Source organism: Mangrovivirga cuniculi (assembly GCF_005166025.1).
GTDB lineage: Bacteria > Bacteroidota > Bacteroidia > Cytophagales > Cyclobacteriaceae > Mangrovivirga > Mangrovivirga cuniculi.
The window spans coordinates 3,467,777-3,482,434 of the sequence record NZ_CP028923.1 but is presented as its reverse complement, the minus strand read 5'-3'; the positions used below and the strand labels follow the sequence as shown (position 1 = coordinate 3,482,434).

The following is a 14,658-nucleotide window of genomic DNA, read 5'->3' as shown; positions in this document are numbered from 1 at the left end:
AATATTTTGAACTGGTCGATTCTTACATTTGCGAACGCAAAATTAAATATGTTTTTGTCAAAAAAAGAATTCAATATTAATAATTTGTTAACACTTGGATAGTACATTATTCTGCTATTATGAGTATTCTTGCGGTCGCAAATCAAAAAATACTTTGTAAAATGACTAAAACATTACACATTTTTTTATTAGTCTTTATTGGATATTTCTGTGTTGCACAATCAGAGAATCAAGATTCATTTAAGTCGACTGTGGCGTTTTATAATCTTGAAAATCTGTTTGATACTATTGATGATCCCAACATAAGAGATGAAGAATTTTTACCTGGAGGAGATAAGCAATGGGGGAGAGAAAGGTACTTCAAAAAGCTGGGAAATATGGCAAGTATTATTGCCTCGGTAAATGGCGGTCCGGATGTTCTTGGTGTTTGTGAAATTGAAAATCGTGCAGTTATGGAGCACCTGGCAATTGTTTTGAGAAGATATGGGGTGAATTATAATCTTGTTCACTTTGATTCACCAGATGGCCGCGGTATTGATGTGGCCCTGATGTATAATCCTCAAAAATTTACGCCTTTTTATACTGAGCAACTGGCAGTTGTCGATTCTGAAGATCCTGATTTTAAGACGAGGGATATTTTATATGTTAAAGGATTGATGGATAACGATACATTGCATTTTTTTGTGAATCACTGGCCTTCCAGAAGGGGCGGAAAAGAAGATAAAAGGATTCTGGCAGCTAAAGTTTTAAGAGCCAAAGTTGTTGAGTTACAGGACGAAAATCCTCAGGCAAAAATTATTATTATGGGAGATTTTAACGATGATCCGTATAATAAATCAATAACTGAATATTTATTGGCTGAAGGTAAAAAGGAAAAATTGGATGATGGTGAATTATTTAATACATCTTTTGCTACTCATAAAAAGGGTTATGGTACTTTAAAATACAGGGGAGCATGGAATCTTTTTGATCAGATCATTATAAGTCAGGGATTACTTGAAAGTAATAACGCTGAGGGATTAAAATATATCGATGAGTCTTTCAGGGTGTATGTTCAGGAAAAAATGCTTGTACAGGAAGGCGATTATGCGGGATATCCTTTACGATCTTTCGTTGGCGATCGTTTTGATGGTGGTTATAGTGATCATTTACCAACTTATATAATATTAAAATCGAATACAGTAAATTAATTTTTTAAGATATAATTTAGATATGGTGTTTAATTATAAAAAGTTTTCATTTCTGTTATTTATTCTTCTTGCATTTTCCTGTAAAGAAGAGATATCTGAAAAAGTAAAACCAGTCCCAAAAGAAGATGATGATGATGATTATGAATTACCTGTTGATGGGCCTACACTAGCTACAGATACTACTCTGGAGGTCATGACGTGGAATCTGGAATTTTTCCCTCTTGATAACGATCCAGAGGTAGTTGACCAGGTTGCCAGAATGATTGATTCTTTGGATGTAGACTTGATTGGTTTCCAGGAAATATATGATATTAGTGAGTTTAACAGGCTTGATAATTTATTGACTGGATGGGAAGGTAAAGTTGTTTCGAATGCTGCAGGATTAAATCTTGCCTTTCTGTGGAAAACAGAATCGTTTTCGTCTGTTTCAAATGTTAGTTCAATTCTGACTGCTGATGTGAATTATTTTGCAGGCAGACCGCCCATTATGATTGAGGTCACTCATACGAATGGAAATACCTCAAGAGTGATCAATCTTCATATGAAGTGCTGCAACGATGGTGGATTTAAAAGAACTCAGGCATCAGCAAGCTTGAAATCATATCTCGATTCAGAGCATCCTAATGATAATGTTCTTGTAATTGGTGATTTTAACGAAGAAATAAACGACTCAAATGGTGCTTTTGATAATTTTGTAGAAGATGCTGATTACAAATTTGCCGACCTGGCTATAGAGCAGGGTTCAAGTTCATATTGGAGTTACCCTTCTTACCCAAGCCATATTGATCATATTTTGATCACTGATGAGCTTTTTGATAATATTGTCAATACCCAGACTTTGAATTTAAAAGAAAATTATCCAAAATACTTATTTGATATTTCTGACCACATGCCTGTAATGACAATTGTGGATAATTAATAGATACATTATTGAAGAATAAAAAAGGAGCTTGTGAAAACAAACTCCTTTTTTTTATAACTGTTTTATAAAATGCTATTTAACGGTAAATGTTTCTTCTCCAATAATATAATCTTCCGCCCAGATCTCAACGAGGTACTCACCTTCTTCGTATTCACTTCCTTTTTCATAAAGAAAGGTTAACTGTTGCCTGGTATTATCAAAAAGGATGTTCTTTTTACTCGTATAAAACTCCTCTTTATTATTTAACATAAAAGTACCGGATCCTTTGGCTACATCGAATATCACCTGACCATTATTGTCTATTACACGGATAAAAATATCTTTACCTTCAATAGGGGCTACATCGTTTTTAGCCAGGTTGAAAGAAACTTTTAACTGATCAACGTGCCTGTTTCTGAATTCACCTTCTCTTTCTTTGCCTCGATTGTTAACTGCTGCTACGGTGATATTTTCAGCTTTTAATCTTGAAGCCATTTCAACCTTTGACTGCAGTTCTTCCCTTACTTCAGATAGCTCACCAATACTATCATTAAGACTTTCTTTCTCTGTTTTTAAATCGGTGTTTTCTGTATATAAGGCTTCGTTTATAGCTTTCAGGTCTGCTATTTCCTCATCTTTTTGAACAAGCAGCTCCTCATATCCTTCTACTTTATTTTTAAGGCGATTTAAATTTGTTGTTGCCCAATTAGCCTGCGATTTGAATTTTTCTTTTTCGGCTTCGAGTTCTGCTTTTACTTTTTTCAGTTCTTCTACGTCACCACCAAGTCTTTCTATTGTAGCAATCTTTTCTTCCAGCTCGACGCTCAATTCATCGAGCTTTTTAACTTGTGCTGAAATTTCTGATTGCATTGCACTTTCTTGCTTCTGGTAATCCTGGTTATCTTGCCACCACAAATATCCCAGTAACAAATTAATTGCAAATAGAACACCGATCAGAACAGTGATCACCGTTTTGTTAGTACCTTCTTTTTCTTTCTTAGGAGGCTGGTTTCCAGGTGTCGGAGTTCCCTGGGTTTTCTTATCTTCGCTCATATACTGTTTTCAGTTAATTTTGTTGTTCAACGCAAACAAATAGAAATTCGTATTTTTTTGCCGCTATAAAGGTAAAATAAAACTTAAACATGCAAAATAATAAAATGAATGAATTTTACTGGCAGGAACGATGGGAAAAAGGCTTAACAGGTTGGGATATAGGGTATCCATCTCCTCCAATCACTGAATATGTAGATCAATTATTAGATAAATTCAAAACAATATTAATTCCCGGAGTGGGCAATGGTTATGAGGCTTGTTATTTAAAGGAAGCTGGATTTAAAAATGTTCATGTAATTGATATAGCCCGTGAACCCCTTGAGCATATTAAAACAAGATGTCCTGATTTTGAGGATTCTCACCTTATACATGGTGATTTTTTTAAATTGGAGGGTTATTATGATTTAATACTGGAACAAACCTTTTTTTGTGCTCTGGATCCTAAACAAAGAAATGACTATCGCGATAAAATATATGAATTATTGGTTCCGGGAGGGAAGCTTGCCGGCGTTTGGTTTACTTTTCCTCTTACCGAAAAAGGCCCACCCTTTGGAGGTGATCCGAATGAATATATTAATATGTTTAGTGATAAATTTGATATCAAAGTGGCTGAACCTTGTTATAATTCAATAAAGCCGAGGTTGGGAAATGAATTTTTCATGATTTTACAAAGGCCTGCTCATTAATATTTCATGTTCCTCTGGGATATTCGGCCCTTTCAGTATTAAGCCGGAATGATAAAAATCTAATTTGGTATTAAACATCCCTGAAGAACAGATTTCCTTCCAGGCTTTTTTCATGCTCTTTGACCAATATATATCACCAATAAGGATCGCAGCGTTTTCATTTAAGTAGGGGTAAATTAAATTCAGATAATTTATAGTGGCTTCGTAAGTATGGTTGGCATCCATATAAACGAAGTCTATTTTATCATCTAAAGTGGCTAAAGTGGTATCAAGGGTAGAGTCCAGATCACCCTTTATGATTTTAATGTTTCCTAAATTAAAGTCTTTAAATGATCTTTCGGCTAATTCAGCAAGGGCATTACTTCCTTCAAAGCTATAAACCTGACCTCCATAATCCAAAGAACTTTCAGCCATCAACATAGTTGTTACTCCAAGGTTTGTGCCTAATTCTATTATACATTTAGGCTGATTTTGAAAAATATAATTGCGAATAATTTTTCTGATACTTAAAGATGAAGTGCTGGTTTTTGCTATATCTTTTATTCTTCTCGAATTGCTTTTTAACGTGCTGCTTCCGACCCCATAATCGTCTATTAAAAGTATGGATTCATTAGTTTTTAATGAGGAAAGGTAATTATCAATCGAGTCAGAATCCCTGTATTTTCTCCTGATAAGATTTTTATAAATATTGAATAAAAATGGTGAATGAAGGCTGTGATCATTGACACACCTCAGCCAATGCAATACTGCATTATAAATTCTGGTAAACAATGTTGATTAATTTAATCTGAATGGTGCGACCATTGAAAACTCAGGAATGTTGACGAAGAATTCGTTTCCATCGACAACTTTTTCCATTAGATAGGTTCCATACATTTTACCGAGACCTGATTTAAGATTACACCCACTAACATATTTGTGTTGCTGTCCTGGCTCAATGATAGGTTGTTGACCGACAACACCTTCACCTTCAACTTCTCTGACTACTGTGGCAGCGTCATGGATAAACCAGTGTCTTCTGAGTAATTTTACTGTATATTGACTGTTGTTCTCTATTGTGATTCGGTAGGTAAAAACATAATGGTATTGTGACGGAGAAGAATACTCCGGTTGATATTCGGTTTCAACTGTTACCTTAACGCCCTTTGTGATTTCAGTAACCATTAGTTTTTTTTGATAGTTAGTTATTATTAAATATAATATTTTTTGAAAATTATAAATATTAATACAATAGTAAAACTGAATTTTGATATAAAAGTTTCGATATAAATGGAAATACCTCTTACGAATGAGTGGAATTCGGCCTTAAAAAAAGAGATGGATAAAAATTATTATAAAGATCTTATCCACTTTGTAGAAGACGAATATAGAAATAACACAATTTTTCCTCCGAAAAGCCTTATATATAATTCTTTAAATAAATGTTCTCCCTCGGAATGCAAAGTAGTGATTCTTGGCCAGGATCCTTATCATGGTCCCGGACAGGCCCATGGATTGAGTTTTTCTGTAAATGACGGGGTGAAATTTCCGCCCAGTCTTCGCAATATTTTTAAAGAATTAAAAGCTGATCTTGATATGGATATTCCATTTAGTGGTAACCTCGAAAATTGGGCAGAACAAGGAGTTCTTTTATTAAATGCTACTCTGACAGTAAGGGCAGGAGAAGCTGGATCTCATCAAAAGAGGGGGTGGGAAGAATTTACTGATTCGATAATTGAATACCTGGGGAAGAATTATTCGGGAATTGCTTTTGTTTTGTGGGGGAAATATGCTGAGAAGAAAGAGTCTTTAATAGATAGGGATAAGAATTTCATTTTGAAATCAGCTCATCCAAGTCCGTTGAGTGCCCATCGTGGATTTTTTGGTTCAAAGCCTTTTAGTAAAATAAATCAGTACTTAAAATCAGTTGGAAAAGAACCTATTGACTGGTAATAAAAAAGTCCTCAACTAATTGAGGACTTTCATAATAATTTAAAAACGCTATTATTCTCTGTGATCAATTAGGCCAATTCTGTCCAGTCTATAACCCCTGGAAATTGGTTTGTTTGGATTTTTAGACCAGTGAATGAATAAAGGATATCCCATGATATGATCAGCAGGAACAAATCCCCAGAATCTTGAATCGAGAGAATTATGCCTGTTATCTCCCATCATGAAGTAATAATCCTGTTTAAAGGTATATTCTTCGACCTTATTGCCATTAATAAAAAGTCCGTTTTTATTAAATTCAACATCCTTTAGCTTTTCATAATCAGCTATTGTATGACCATAGGTGTACAGATTTTCCTCCGTTAGTTTGATGGTCATTTCTTTTTTTGGAATTACTAGTGGTCCATACCAATCCTGATTCCATTTATTGCTATAATAAGATGGGAAGATTCTGGCATTACCCTGGTTTTCCTGTTCTATATGCTTCTTAACTTCATCGACATTTGGATTGGCTTCTAATTTGGCAGCTACATCGTCACTAATGTTGGTAACATAGGTGTATGAATTAAGAGCCTGTAATTCCTCTATATTGATACCCAATTCATCCAGCGTTTCACGGGATATTTTACCATTAGTTTTAATGATATGAGTATGCTGCATGTCTTCCGGTTTGAATGCAGGTTTTCCATTTATAAACAATTCAGCTTCTCTGATTTCCAATGTATCTCCAGCAATTGCCACGCACCTTTTAACATAATATTCCTTCATGTCAACAGGTAGTAAATCACCATCTTCGTTAAGATCGCGAGGCCAGTTAAATACAACAATATCATTGCGTTCTACCTCTTTAAATCCAGGGATTTGAATGGGAGGTAGTTGTAAAAGAGTACTATAAGATTTTATCGGTCCTAATCTTTTATGAGTTAATGGTATTTGTAATGGAGTTTCTGGAGTCCTGACTCCGTAATGCAGCTTACTTACGAAAAGGTAGTCTCCTGTAAGCAATGTGTTTTCCATACTTGAAGTAGGAATTGTAAAAGCCCCCAGGACTCCCCATTTCATCACTGTTACTGCAAATACTGCAAAAACAATCGATTCAGCCCAGTCTCTGTTTTTCTTTTTCTTTTTAAGGTCTCTTGCTTCTTTAGGAGAGATCTGCCACTTGGGTTTTTCTACAAATCCGAGGTACGGAAGGCAGAAAAACGGAACTGCGAGGGTTAGTGCCATAGGCCAGAATGTAGCCTTTTTGAATCCTCGAAGGAATTCGATCATCAAAGCTCCCCAGATAATAATATTTATATATGGAACGAATACAAGGATCTTCCACCACATTGGTTTTTCAACAAAATCGGTGAGTACGATTAAATTATAAAGTGGAATTATAGATTTCCATCCTTCTAACCCTGCTAATTCAAATAATTTGTAAAGCCCGGCTTTATATAAAATATATAGTACTGCCAGAATAATAAAAAAAGTAGTATAACCCATTATCGCCTAATTATTTCAAAAGTTTATAGTGGTAAAAAATCCTTCATGGTAAGGATGCCCTGCTTATCTTTAATCCATTCTGCAACAAGAACCGCACCAAGAGCAAAGCCTGTTCTGCTATGAGCAGTGTGTTTGATCGAGATTTCATCTATATCAGATTTATAAATGATCTCATGTGTTCCGGGTGTGGGATCAATTCTTTTACTAAGGATAGGGACAATGTTTTCAGGGGAATTTTCAGGAACGTTATCTCCTTCAAAAAGTTTCCAGTTTTGAATGTCCGGGTGATTCTTTACAATTCCCTCAGCCAATGTTATTGCAGTTCCGGAAGGAGCATCTTTTTTCTCTGTATGATGGATCTCCTCCATTTTAACATTATAATCAGAATATCTGCTCATCAGGTTTGCCATCCATTCATTGAGGTGGAAAAATAAATTAACACCTACACTGTAATTGGATGCGTAAAAAAATGTCCCTTCTTTTTGCTTGGCATATTTTTTTATTTCATCCATTTTGTCGAGCCATCCTGTAGTACCGGAAACTACCTTAACTTTTTGATCAATGCATGCTTTTATATTTTCGGCAGCTGCTTCAGGCTGGCTAAATTCGATAGCAACTTCTGCACCGTTCTGGGATAATTGTTTTAAGACGTTCGCTCCTCTTTCCTCTACGATATTGACTATTTCATGTCCACGGTCGAGAGCAATTTTTTCAATGGTTTTACCCATTTTGCCGTATCCTATTATTGCTAATTTCACTTTAATAAAGGGTTTATTGTTGTTTATTTGAGTTTCAAGCTCAGTGTAAATCCTGCCTGATACTCACCGGTGGCGAGTTGATAATTGACAGGTTTGATATTAACGGCATTAAAATACTTTTTATTTACTCTAAATTCAATTAAATGAGCATCAACATGCGCATCTACTATATTTAAAGTGTATAAAACTACTCCAAGAATGATTAAAAGATCTCTGTTTCTTCTGTATTCATCAGCAAGGTTGATGAGCTGATCTTCAGACAGACCTGTTTCATTGCTGCCTGTGTTTTGTTGTTCGAAAAGTAAACCCAGTAATTCTTCATATTGACCATTGTTCCAGTCTATAAAGTAGATATCTGTGGCTGCTAAGCCATAAATCAGCGGAACCTTCCAATATTTTTTATTGTATATCTGTCCCAGACCGGGAACCACTGCCGATAAAAGACCAGCCCTTCTTGGATCCGGAAGGGTTTGATATTTCTTGTCCAGTCTTTCACTTCTGGATAATTTCTTTCTTTTAACCTTTGAGGAATCTGATAAAACCCGTACAGGCTCAGAGTAAAGAGTATCTTTATCCTGAGCCTGTAGGTGATATGTTCCTGATGCTGCAATGATCAGGATGATAAATATTTTGATTATTTTCATTATAATCCGTCAATAAGTTCGAGAATTCTCGAAAGATCATCTGGATTTGTGAAAGGAATGTTGATAATTCCCTTTTTATTATCTTTACTATTGATAGTTACTTTCGTGCCAAAATGGCTTGAAAGCTTGTTTTGCATACTTTTGATCTCCGGAGAAGACTCTTCATTTTTTTGAAGCTTTGGCTTTTGAGGTTGACTCATAGTACGCACCAGCTCTTCAACTTTTCTTACAGAAAGGTCTTCCTGAACTATCTTCTTATATATATCAAGCTGATGATCGATTGAATCTATCGTGATCAATGCTCTCGCATGACCCATGCTTATTCGCCCATCTCGTAAACCAGCCTGAATATCCGGTGGGAGCTTTAATAATCTCAGGTAGTTATTTACCGTAGTTCTGTTTTTACCAACTCTGTCACCAAGTTGTTCTTGTTTCAGGTCACATTCAGCCATTAACCTTTGATAAGAAAGGGCAATTTCTATAGCATTTAAATTTTCGCGCTGAATATTTTCGATCAATGCCATTTCCAGCATTTGCTGATCGTTAGCGACTCTGATATAGGCAGGAATTTTTTCCAGTCCGGCAATTTTAGAAGCCTGAGTTCTTCTTTCACCGGAAATCAACTGATATTTCCCTTTTTCAAGCTCACGGACCGTTATTGGTTGTATGATGCCTTGTATTTTAATAGACTCAGCCAGTTCATTCAATGCATCTTCATCGAAATCTGTTCGTGGCTGGAATGGGTTTACCTCAATTGCTGATACAGGGATCTCATTAATGGATCCTGAAGCTTTTTTAACAATTTCAGCTTTCTTTTCCTGTGAAGGAGTATCTGCTAAAAGAGCTCCTAACCCTTTACCTAAAGCATTTCTTTTTTTCTGTGGTGACTTACTCATCGGTCCTCTTCCTTTCTACTACGCTTCTACGTTATTCTCAATAATTTCTTTTGCCAGGTTCAAGTAAGAGATTGCCCCTTTACTTTCTGCATCGTGAATGATCGCCGGTACGCCAAAACTTGGTGATTCACTAAGCTTGATGTTCCTGGGGATTATTGTCTTAAATACTAATTCCTTAAAGTGTGCGGTTACTTCTTCTACTACCTGATTAGACAGTCTTAACCTTACATCGTACATTGTAAGTAAAATACCCTCGATTTCTAATTCAGGATTTAGTCTTGACTGAATAATTTTAATTGTATTTAATAATTTTCCTAATCCTTCCAGAGCGAAGTACTCACATTGTACGGGGATGATCACTGAGTCTGCTGCTGTCATAGCGTTTACAGTAATCAGACCAAGAGATGGAGAGCAATCGATAATAATATAATCGTAATTATCAACGATGTTAGTCAATGCCTCTCTCATTCTGGTTTCCCTGCCTTCAATGTCGACCATTTCTACTTCAGCACCTACCAGGTTAATGTGTGATGGAAGAATGTCAAGGTAGTCAATATCAGTCTTGACGATAGCTTCATCCACATCTATGTCATTGACCATACATTCGTAAATACTAACCTCTACGGCTTTTGGATCCATTCCAACGCCTGAAGTACTATTAGCCTGCGGGTCTGCATCGACCACGAGGGTTTTATGGTCTAAAGCTGCTAAACTGGCAGCTAAGTTAATGGCTGTTGTAGTTTTTCCTACCCCACCTTTTTGGTTAGCAATTGCGATAACTTTGCCCATGAATATAGGATAAATTATAGGTTTGATTTAATTAAATAAAGCTGAATCGAAAAGTCTTCAATTCAAGTTCCAAATATTATCAATTTTGGTTGGATTTCATAATTTGTAAAATCTTCTTGTGCAAATTTACTCTCAATATTACAGGGACAGTAATGAATTAGCATTCTATTTGTTTTTAATTGAAAATAAGTGAATATTTAACCCCTGAATTATTTTTGAGATTAAAGTTCCATGAGTAAAATTTTTATAACTATGCTTAGAAAGTTATGCTATTCATTAATGATCCTTGTATTATTCGCGTCATGTGGCGGAGATGATAATGTTGAGGGCCAGAATGACCTGTCAGGAAAAAAAGTATTTAGATACAATCAGGCTGAAGGTCTTAGTTCATTAGATCCTGCATTTGCAAGAAATCAGGCTAATATTTGGGCAACTACTCAATTATTCAGTGGTTTGTTTGAACTTACTGATGAATTGTATACTGCTCCTAATCTTGCAGATACATGGAAGATTTCTGATGATGGATTGGTTTACACAATCACTATTCAGAAAGGTGTTAAATTCCATGATAATGAGTGTTTCCCAGAGGGAGAAGGAAGAGAATTGAAAGCTTCTGATTTTGTTTACTCTTTTAACAGAATTCTTGATCCGGCGACTGCCAGTACCGGAGCATGGGTATTCAGAGACAAAATCAAAGTAGATGAAAATGGTGAAATCGCTGAAGATTGGGTAAAAGCAATTGATGATTACACATTGGAAATCACATTAAATGAGCCATTCGCTCCATTCCTTGAAATTTTAACAATGCCATATACTTTCCCTGTTCCTAAAGAAGCAGTTGATAAATATGGTAAAGACTTCAGAACCAACCCAGTTGGTACAGGCCCTTTTATGCTTAACACATGGAAAGAGAATAACACTCTTATCATGGTGAAAAACGAGGACTACTGGAAAAAAGATATCAATGGTAAACAATTACCATATCTTGATGCAGTTGAAGTATCATTTATTAATGACAAAAACCAGGAGCTCTTAACCTTCCAGCAAGGGAAATTAGACTTCGTTTCTGGTATTCTTTCTGCTTCAGTTGACTTGATTCTTAATAAAGATGGCGAGCCAAAAGAAGAGTTTGAGAAAGAACACAATTGCCAGATTTACAAAGAACCATACTTGAACACTGAGTATATCGGGTTCATGATGGACAAATCTGTCTATGAAGATGCAAATCACCCATTCCTAAATAAAGATTTTAGAAAAGCATTAAACTATGCAATCAACAGAGAAGAACTTGTTTCTGGTCTGTTAAATAACCTTGGGCGTCCTGGTAACTCTGGAATCGTTCCTGCCGCACTTCCTTCGTTTGATGCAGAAGTAGTTAAAGGATATGAGTATAACACTAAGAAAGCAGAAGAGTTATTGAAGAAGTCTGGTTACGATGCTTCAGAATATCCTTCTTTTGATCTTTATACTACTATTCAATCTAAAGACATAATCGAATACCTTAAAAATCAGTGGAACAGCATTGGTGTTAATGTTAATATCCAGATTAACCAGGTTCCTCAACATCAGGAAATGGTTGATAATAGTAAAGTAAAGTTCTTCAGAGGTTCATGGTTAGGTGACTACCCTGATGCTGAAAACTATCTTTCTATGTTCTACAGTAAGTATTATGCACCAGCAGGGCCAAATAAAACTCATTTCAGTAATGAGGATTATGATAGCCTTTACAATGTAGCAAAAGAAACAACTGATGGATTTAAGCGTTTCGATCTATATCAAAAAATGGATAATATCATCGTTGAAGAAGCACCTGTTATCGTTTTATTCTATGATGAAGTTGTGAGATTAGTTCATGACAATATCCAAAATCTTCAGTCTAACCCGATGAACGTTCTTAAACTGGAAAAAGTAGACATCCAGGATCCTGAAACGTTAGAGGCTTCTACTGAGGGTTCAGAAGATTCTTCTGATGATATCGAAGTAATTACTGAATAGCAGTTAATAAATATTTTAACATGGAGAAGGCCTGCTTGATTTTTCAAGCAGGCTTTTTTCATTTAGATAAAGTAAAGGAAGTAACACTGTACGGGGTATTGGTCCTCCGGTGAGTATAAAGCACCAACATATTGAGATCAGATGATGTAGACTTCTGATGTGTATCTATCCTACAAGGATTATCTTGACCAGTTATAGCCATTCACTTGATGATACTCATTAAAAATAGAGGATAGGCAATGCTACTTTAAGTAATGAAGAGTCAAGATTACGCAGTAGAACCATATCGCAGATCTCTTCCAAACCAAATTATGACTTTATATTACATAAAGAAAATAATTATTTTTTTGAGGGATCGATAGATGAATAAAAAAAGCCCGGTTGGAAAGTTTTCCGACCGGGCTTTTTGATTTATTTAGAAATTGAATTCCTATTTTCTTTTTGCTTTTTTCTTCGCTTTTGATTCCTGGGCTTTCATTGCTTCTTCTAATTTAGCCTGGAACTTTGACTTTTTACCGCCTTTAAGCTTTCTGTTCTCTTCGATTTGTCTTTCAATTTTCTCGTCATCGATCATGAATTTCTTGATCAATGTTTGCTGACCGAAGGTAATAATGTTTGAAAGGAAGTAATAGTATGTAAGTCCTGCAGGGAATGAATTAAGCACGAACATAATAATTACTGGGGTAAAGTACTGTATTGTCTTCATTGGGCCTTGCATCTGTGCACTGTTCATCTGGCTGTTGGTGTACGTCATCAAAACTGTTGACAATGTCATAAGTAAAGTGAACAGAGATACGTGGTCACCATAAAAAGGAATGGTGAATGGCAAAGTTGCAATGCTATCGTATGTCGAAAGGTCTTTTGCCCATAAGAATGATTCTCCTCTCAGCTCTACAGAAAACGGGAAGAAATTAAACAGGGCAAACAGAATCGGCATTTGAAGGATCATTGGAATACAACCACTCATTGCAGCAAACGGGCTTGTACCCATTTTCTGATAGAGTTTCATAGTTTCCTGCTGAATCTTCGCCTGGTCATCGCCATATTTTTCTTTTAGCTGATCAGTCTCTGGCTTTAAAAGGTTATTCAACACTTTCATTTTCGCCATTGACTTGTACGACTTATAAGTTAATGGAGATAACATCAACTTAATGATCAGTACCAGCATGAAAATTATTAATCCGTAATTACTGGTAAATCTTTCCAGGAAGTGGAAAATTGGAAGTACTAATCCTTTATTAATGAAGGCAAGTATTTTCCATCCAAAACGAACGTTTTCTTTAAACTCGGGAGCTCCGGCTACATCCTGCATAACATAGTAGTTATTAGGGCCGAAGTAGTATTTGAATTCAGGTGAATTTCCTTCCAGGTTTTTCATAGGAACAGCAACCGTAGCATAAAGTTCTTTTACAGTTGTAGTGTCACTTTCCGGAGGAGTGATGGTTTTAAACTGAGAGTTTGAAAACCCATTTTCAGATATCAAGGCAGCAGAAAAATATTTCTGAGACATGCTAAACCATTTTACTGGTGAAGCAAGAGTGTCAAACTGAGGATCAGTTGAAGAAGCATCTAGTGATTTAAATTCCTCATTGTCAGTTCGGAAATAATTAATTGTTGTTTCCGGTCTTGAACCAACCCTTGCACCTTCTAATTGTTTTTCAAGACGCTTTGTATGATTGTCCCATGAAATGATCAGATCTTTTCCTTTATTCTTGATTCCTTTAAAAGATAAACCATAATCAACTGTGAACTGATCAGGGGCAAGTCCGTAAGAAATATTTATTTGTTTGCCACCAGCTCCTTCACCGGTAAAAACTAATTTTGCTGTATCTCCCTCACTTGCAACCATTATTTTTGGTGAGTTGGAAGTATAATAAAGATCTGAAAGATCAATCTTTTTACCATCCAGCTCAGTTATCAGTGATTGCTTTGAACTTTCTTCATCTATTAAATAAAGAGGTTCACCAAGATAGGTTTCCCTGTTCTTTAAACGTACCGATTTAATTACAGCACCCTGAGAACTGATTTTTATTTCTACAAGATTATTTTCAAGGGTAAAAAATTCCTCCTGGCCTTGAGAAAGACCTGCAAATGAACCGAATTTGTTGTTAGCTAAAGCTGCTTTAACAGAATCACTTAATTCCTCTTCAGGTTCTTCTTCTACAACTTCAGATATTTCCTGATCCTGATCTGCAGTAGCTTTTTGTTCAACTTGTTCAGTCGTGCTTTCAGCTGTTTCATCTACCTTAGGTTCTCCCATGAAGAACTGTACGTAAATGATAAACATAGCTGCAATGAGGGCTAACCCTATAGCTTGATTTCTATCCAT

The 14,658-nt window shown here is 35.8% G+C and carries 14 protein-coding genes; 5 read left to right on the top strand and 9 right to left on the bottom strand.

The window, feature by feature from the left end:
* The first annotated feature begins 161 nt into the window (after positions 1-161).
* Positions 162-1,190 carry an endonuclease/exonuclease/phosphatase family protein gene (locus tag DCC35_RS15360; protein ID WP_137091642.1) on the top strand — a complete coding sequence of 343 codons (1,029 nt, stop codon included), beginning with the start codon at positions 162-164 and terminating at the stop codon, positions 1,188-1,190.
* Positions 1,191-1,212: 22 nt separating this feature from the next.
* A complete protein-coding gene (locus DCC35_RS15355) occupies positions 1,213-2,109 on the top strand; it encodes an endonuclease/exonuclease/phosphatase family protein (protein WP_137091641.1) in 897 nt (298 codons plus the stop codon).
* 75 nt (positions 2,110-2,184) lie between these two features.
* Here the strand turns inward: DCC35_RS15355 and DCC35_RS15350 are convergent, their stop codons facing one another.
* Positions 2,185-3,144 carry a chromosome segregation protein SMC gene (locus DCC35_RS15350; RefSeq protein ID WP_137091640.1) on the bottom strand — a complete coding sequence of 320 codons (960 nt, stop codon included), beginning with the start codon at positions 3,142-3,144 and terminating at the stop codon, positions 2,185-2,187.
* 89 nt (positions 3,145-3,233) lie between these two features.
* On the opposite strand from DCC35_RS15350, the gene DCC35_RS15345 reads away from it, so the two are divergent.
* A complete protein-coding gene (locus DCC35_RS15345; protein ID WP_217495856.1) occupies positions 3,234-3,830 on the top strand; it encodes a methyltransferase domain-containing protein in 597 nt (198 codons plus the stop codon).
* Here DCC35_RS15345 and DCC35_RS15340 read toward each other — a convergent pair.
* Together DCC35_RS15340 and apaG are read right to left on the bottom strand one after the other, a co-directional pair.
* Positions 3,810-4,601, bottom strand: a complete 792-nt coding sequence (locus tag DCC35_RS15340) for an O-methyltransferase (protein WP_137091639.1) — start codon at positions 4,599-4,601, stop codon at positions 3,810-3,812. The two genes, DCC35_RS15345 and DCC35_RS15340, sit on opposite strands and share 21 nt — an antisense overlap.
* A 6-nt stretch (positions 4,602-4,607) precedes the next feature.
* Positions 4,608-4,994, bottom strand: coding sequence for a Co2+/Mg2+ efflux protein ApaG (apaG, locus tag DCC35_RS15335; RefSeq protein ID WP_137091638.1), 387 nt, complete (start codon positions 4,992-4,994; stop codon positions 4,608-4,610).
* Positions 4,995-5,099: 105 nt separating this feature from the next.
* Here apaG and DCC35_RS15330 point away from each other — a divergent pair, with 105 nt between their 5' ends.
* A complete protein-coding gene (locus DCC35_RS15330; protein WP_137091637.1) occupies positions 5,100-5,762 on the top strand; it encodes a uracil-DNA glycosylase in 663 nt (220 codons plus the stop codon).
* Positions 5,763-5,813: 51 nt separating this feature from the next.
* On the opposite strand, the gene lepB is transcribed toward DCC35_RS15330, so the two are convergent.
* From lepB to DCC35_RS15305, 5 genes are read right to left on the bottom strand one after another with little or no spacing between them, the layout of a single operon-like run.
* Entirely contained in the window at positions 5,814-7,247 is a 1,434-nt protein-coding gene (gene lepB / locus DCC35_RS15325; protein ID WP_137091636.1) for a signal peptidase I, read from the bottom strand.
* A gap of 23 nt (positions 7,248-7,270) precedes the next feature.
* A complete protein-coding gene (dapB, locus tag DCC35_RS15320) occupies positions 7,271-8,005 on the bottom strand; it encodes a 4-hydroxy-tetrahydrodipicolinate reductase (protein ID WP_137091635.1) in 735 nt (244 codons plus the stop codon).
* Positions 8,006-8,028: 23 nt separating this feature from the next.
* Positions 8,029-8,649 carry a DUF5683 domain-containing protein gene (locus DCC35_RS15315; RefSeq protein ID WP_137091634.1) on the bottom strand — a complete coding sequence of 207 codons (621 nt, stop codon included), beginning with the start codon at positions 8,647-8,649 and terminating at the stop codon, positions 8,029-8,031.
* Positions 8,649-9,545, bottom strand: coding sequence for a ParB/RepB/Spo0J family partition protein (locus DCC35_RS15310; protein ID WP_137091633.1), 897 nt, complete (start codon positions 9,543-9,545; stop codon positions 8,649-8,651). Before DCC35_RS15310 ends, DCC35_RS15315 begins: the two co-directional genes overlap by 1 nt.
* An 18-nt stretch (positions 9,546-9,563) precedes the next feature.
* Positions 9,564-10,334, bottom strand: coding sequence for a ParA family protein (locus tag DCC35_RS15305; RefSeq protein WP_137091632.1), 771 nt, complete (start codon positions 10,332-10,334; stop codon positions 9,564-9,566).
* A 252-nt stretch (positions 10,335-10,586) separates the two neighbouring features.
* Here DCC35_RS15305 and DCC35_RS15300 point away from each other — a divergent pair, with 252 nt between their 5' ends.
* Positions 10,587-12,329 carry an ABC transporter substrate-binding protein gene (locus tag DCC35_RS15300; RefSeq protein WP_137091631.1) on the top strand — a complete coding sequence of 581 codons (1,743 nt, stop codon included), beginning with the start codon at positions 10,587-10,589 and terminating at the stop codon, positions 12,327-12,329.
* A 430-nt stretch (positions 12,330-12,759) separates the two neighbouring features.
* On the opposite strand, the gene yidC is transcribed toward DCC35_RS15300, so the two are convergent.
* Positions 12,760-14,658 (bottom strand): membrane protein insertase YidC, encoded by a 1,899-nt coding sequence (gene yidC, locus DCC35_RS15295; protein ID WP_137091630.1) that lies wholly within the window; start codon positions 14,656-14,658, stop codon positions 12,760-12,762.

Bases quoted from the DNA above. Each gene is read 5' to 3' on its own strand.
- DCC35_RS15315 (WP_137091634.1), bottom strand. From the start codon at position 8,649: ATGAAAATAATCAAAATATTTATCATCCTGATCATTGCAGCATCAGGA.
- DCC35_RS15355 (WP_137091641.1), top strand. From the start codon at position 1,213: ATGGTGTTTAATTATAAAAAGTTTTCATTTCTGTTATTTATTCTTCTT.
- DCC35_RS15360 (WP_137091642.1), top strand. From the start codon at position 162: ATGACTAAAACATTACACATTTTTTTATTAGTCTTTATTGGATATTTC.
- DCC35_RS15305 (WP_137091632.1), bottom strand. From the start codon at position 10,334: ATGGGCAAAGTTATCGCAATTGCTAACCAAAAAGGTGGGGTAGGAAAA.
- apaG (WP_137091638.1), bottom strand. From the start codon at position 4,994: ATGGTTACTGAAATCACAAAGGGCGTTAAGGTAACAGTTGAAACCGAA.
- yidC (WP_137091630.1), bottom strand. From the start codon at position 14,658: ATGGATAGAAATCAAGCTATAGGGTTAGCCCTCATTGCAGCTATGTTT.
- DCC35_RS15350 (WP_137091640.1), bottom strand. From the start codon at position 3,144: ATGAGCGAAGATAAGAAAACCCAGGGAACTCCGACACCTGGAAACCAG.
- lepB (WP_137091636.1), bottom strand. From the start codon at position 7,247: ATGGGTTATACTACTTTTTTTATTATTCTGGCAGTACTATATATTTTA.
- DCC35_RS15310 (WP_137091633.1), bottom strand. From the start codon at position 9,545: ATGAGTAAGTCACCACAGAAAAAAAGAAATGCTTTAGGTAAAGGGTTA.
- DCC35_RS15300 (WP_137091631.1), top strand. From the start codon at position 10,587: ATGCTTAGAAAGTTATGCTATTCATTAATGATCCTTGTATTATTCGCG.
- DCC35_RS15330 (WP_137091637.1), top strand. From the start codon at position 5,100: ATGGAAATACCTCTTACGAATGAGTGGAATTCGGCCTTAAAAAAAGAG.
- DCC35_RS15345 (WP_217495856.1), top strand. From the start codon at position 3,234: ATGCAAAATAATAAAATGAATGAATTTTACTGGCAGGAACGATGGGAA.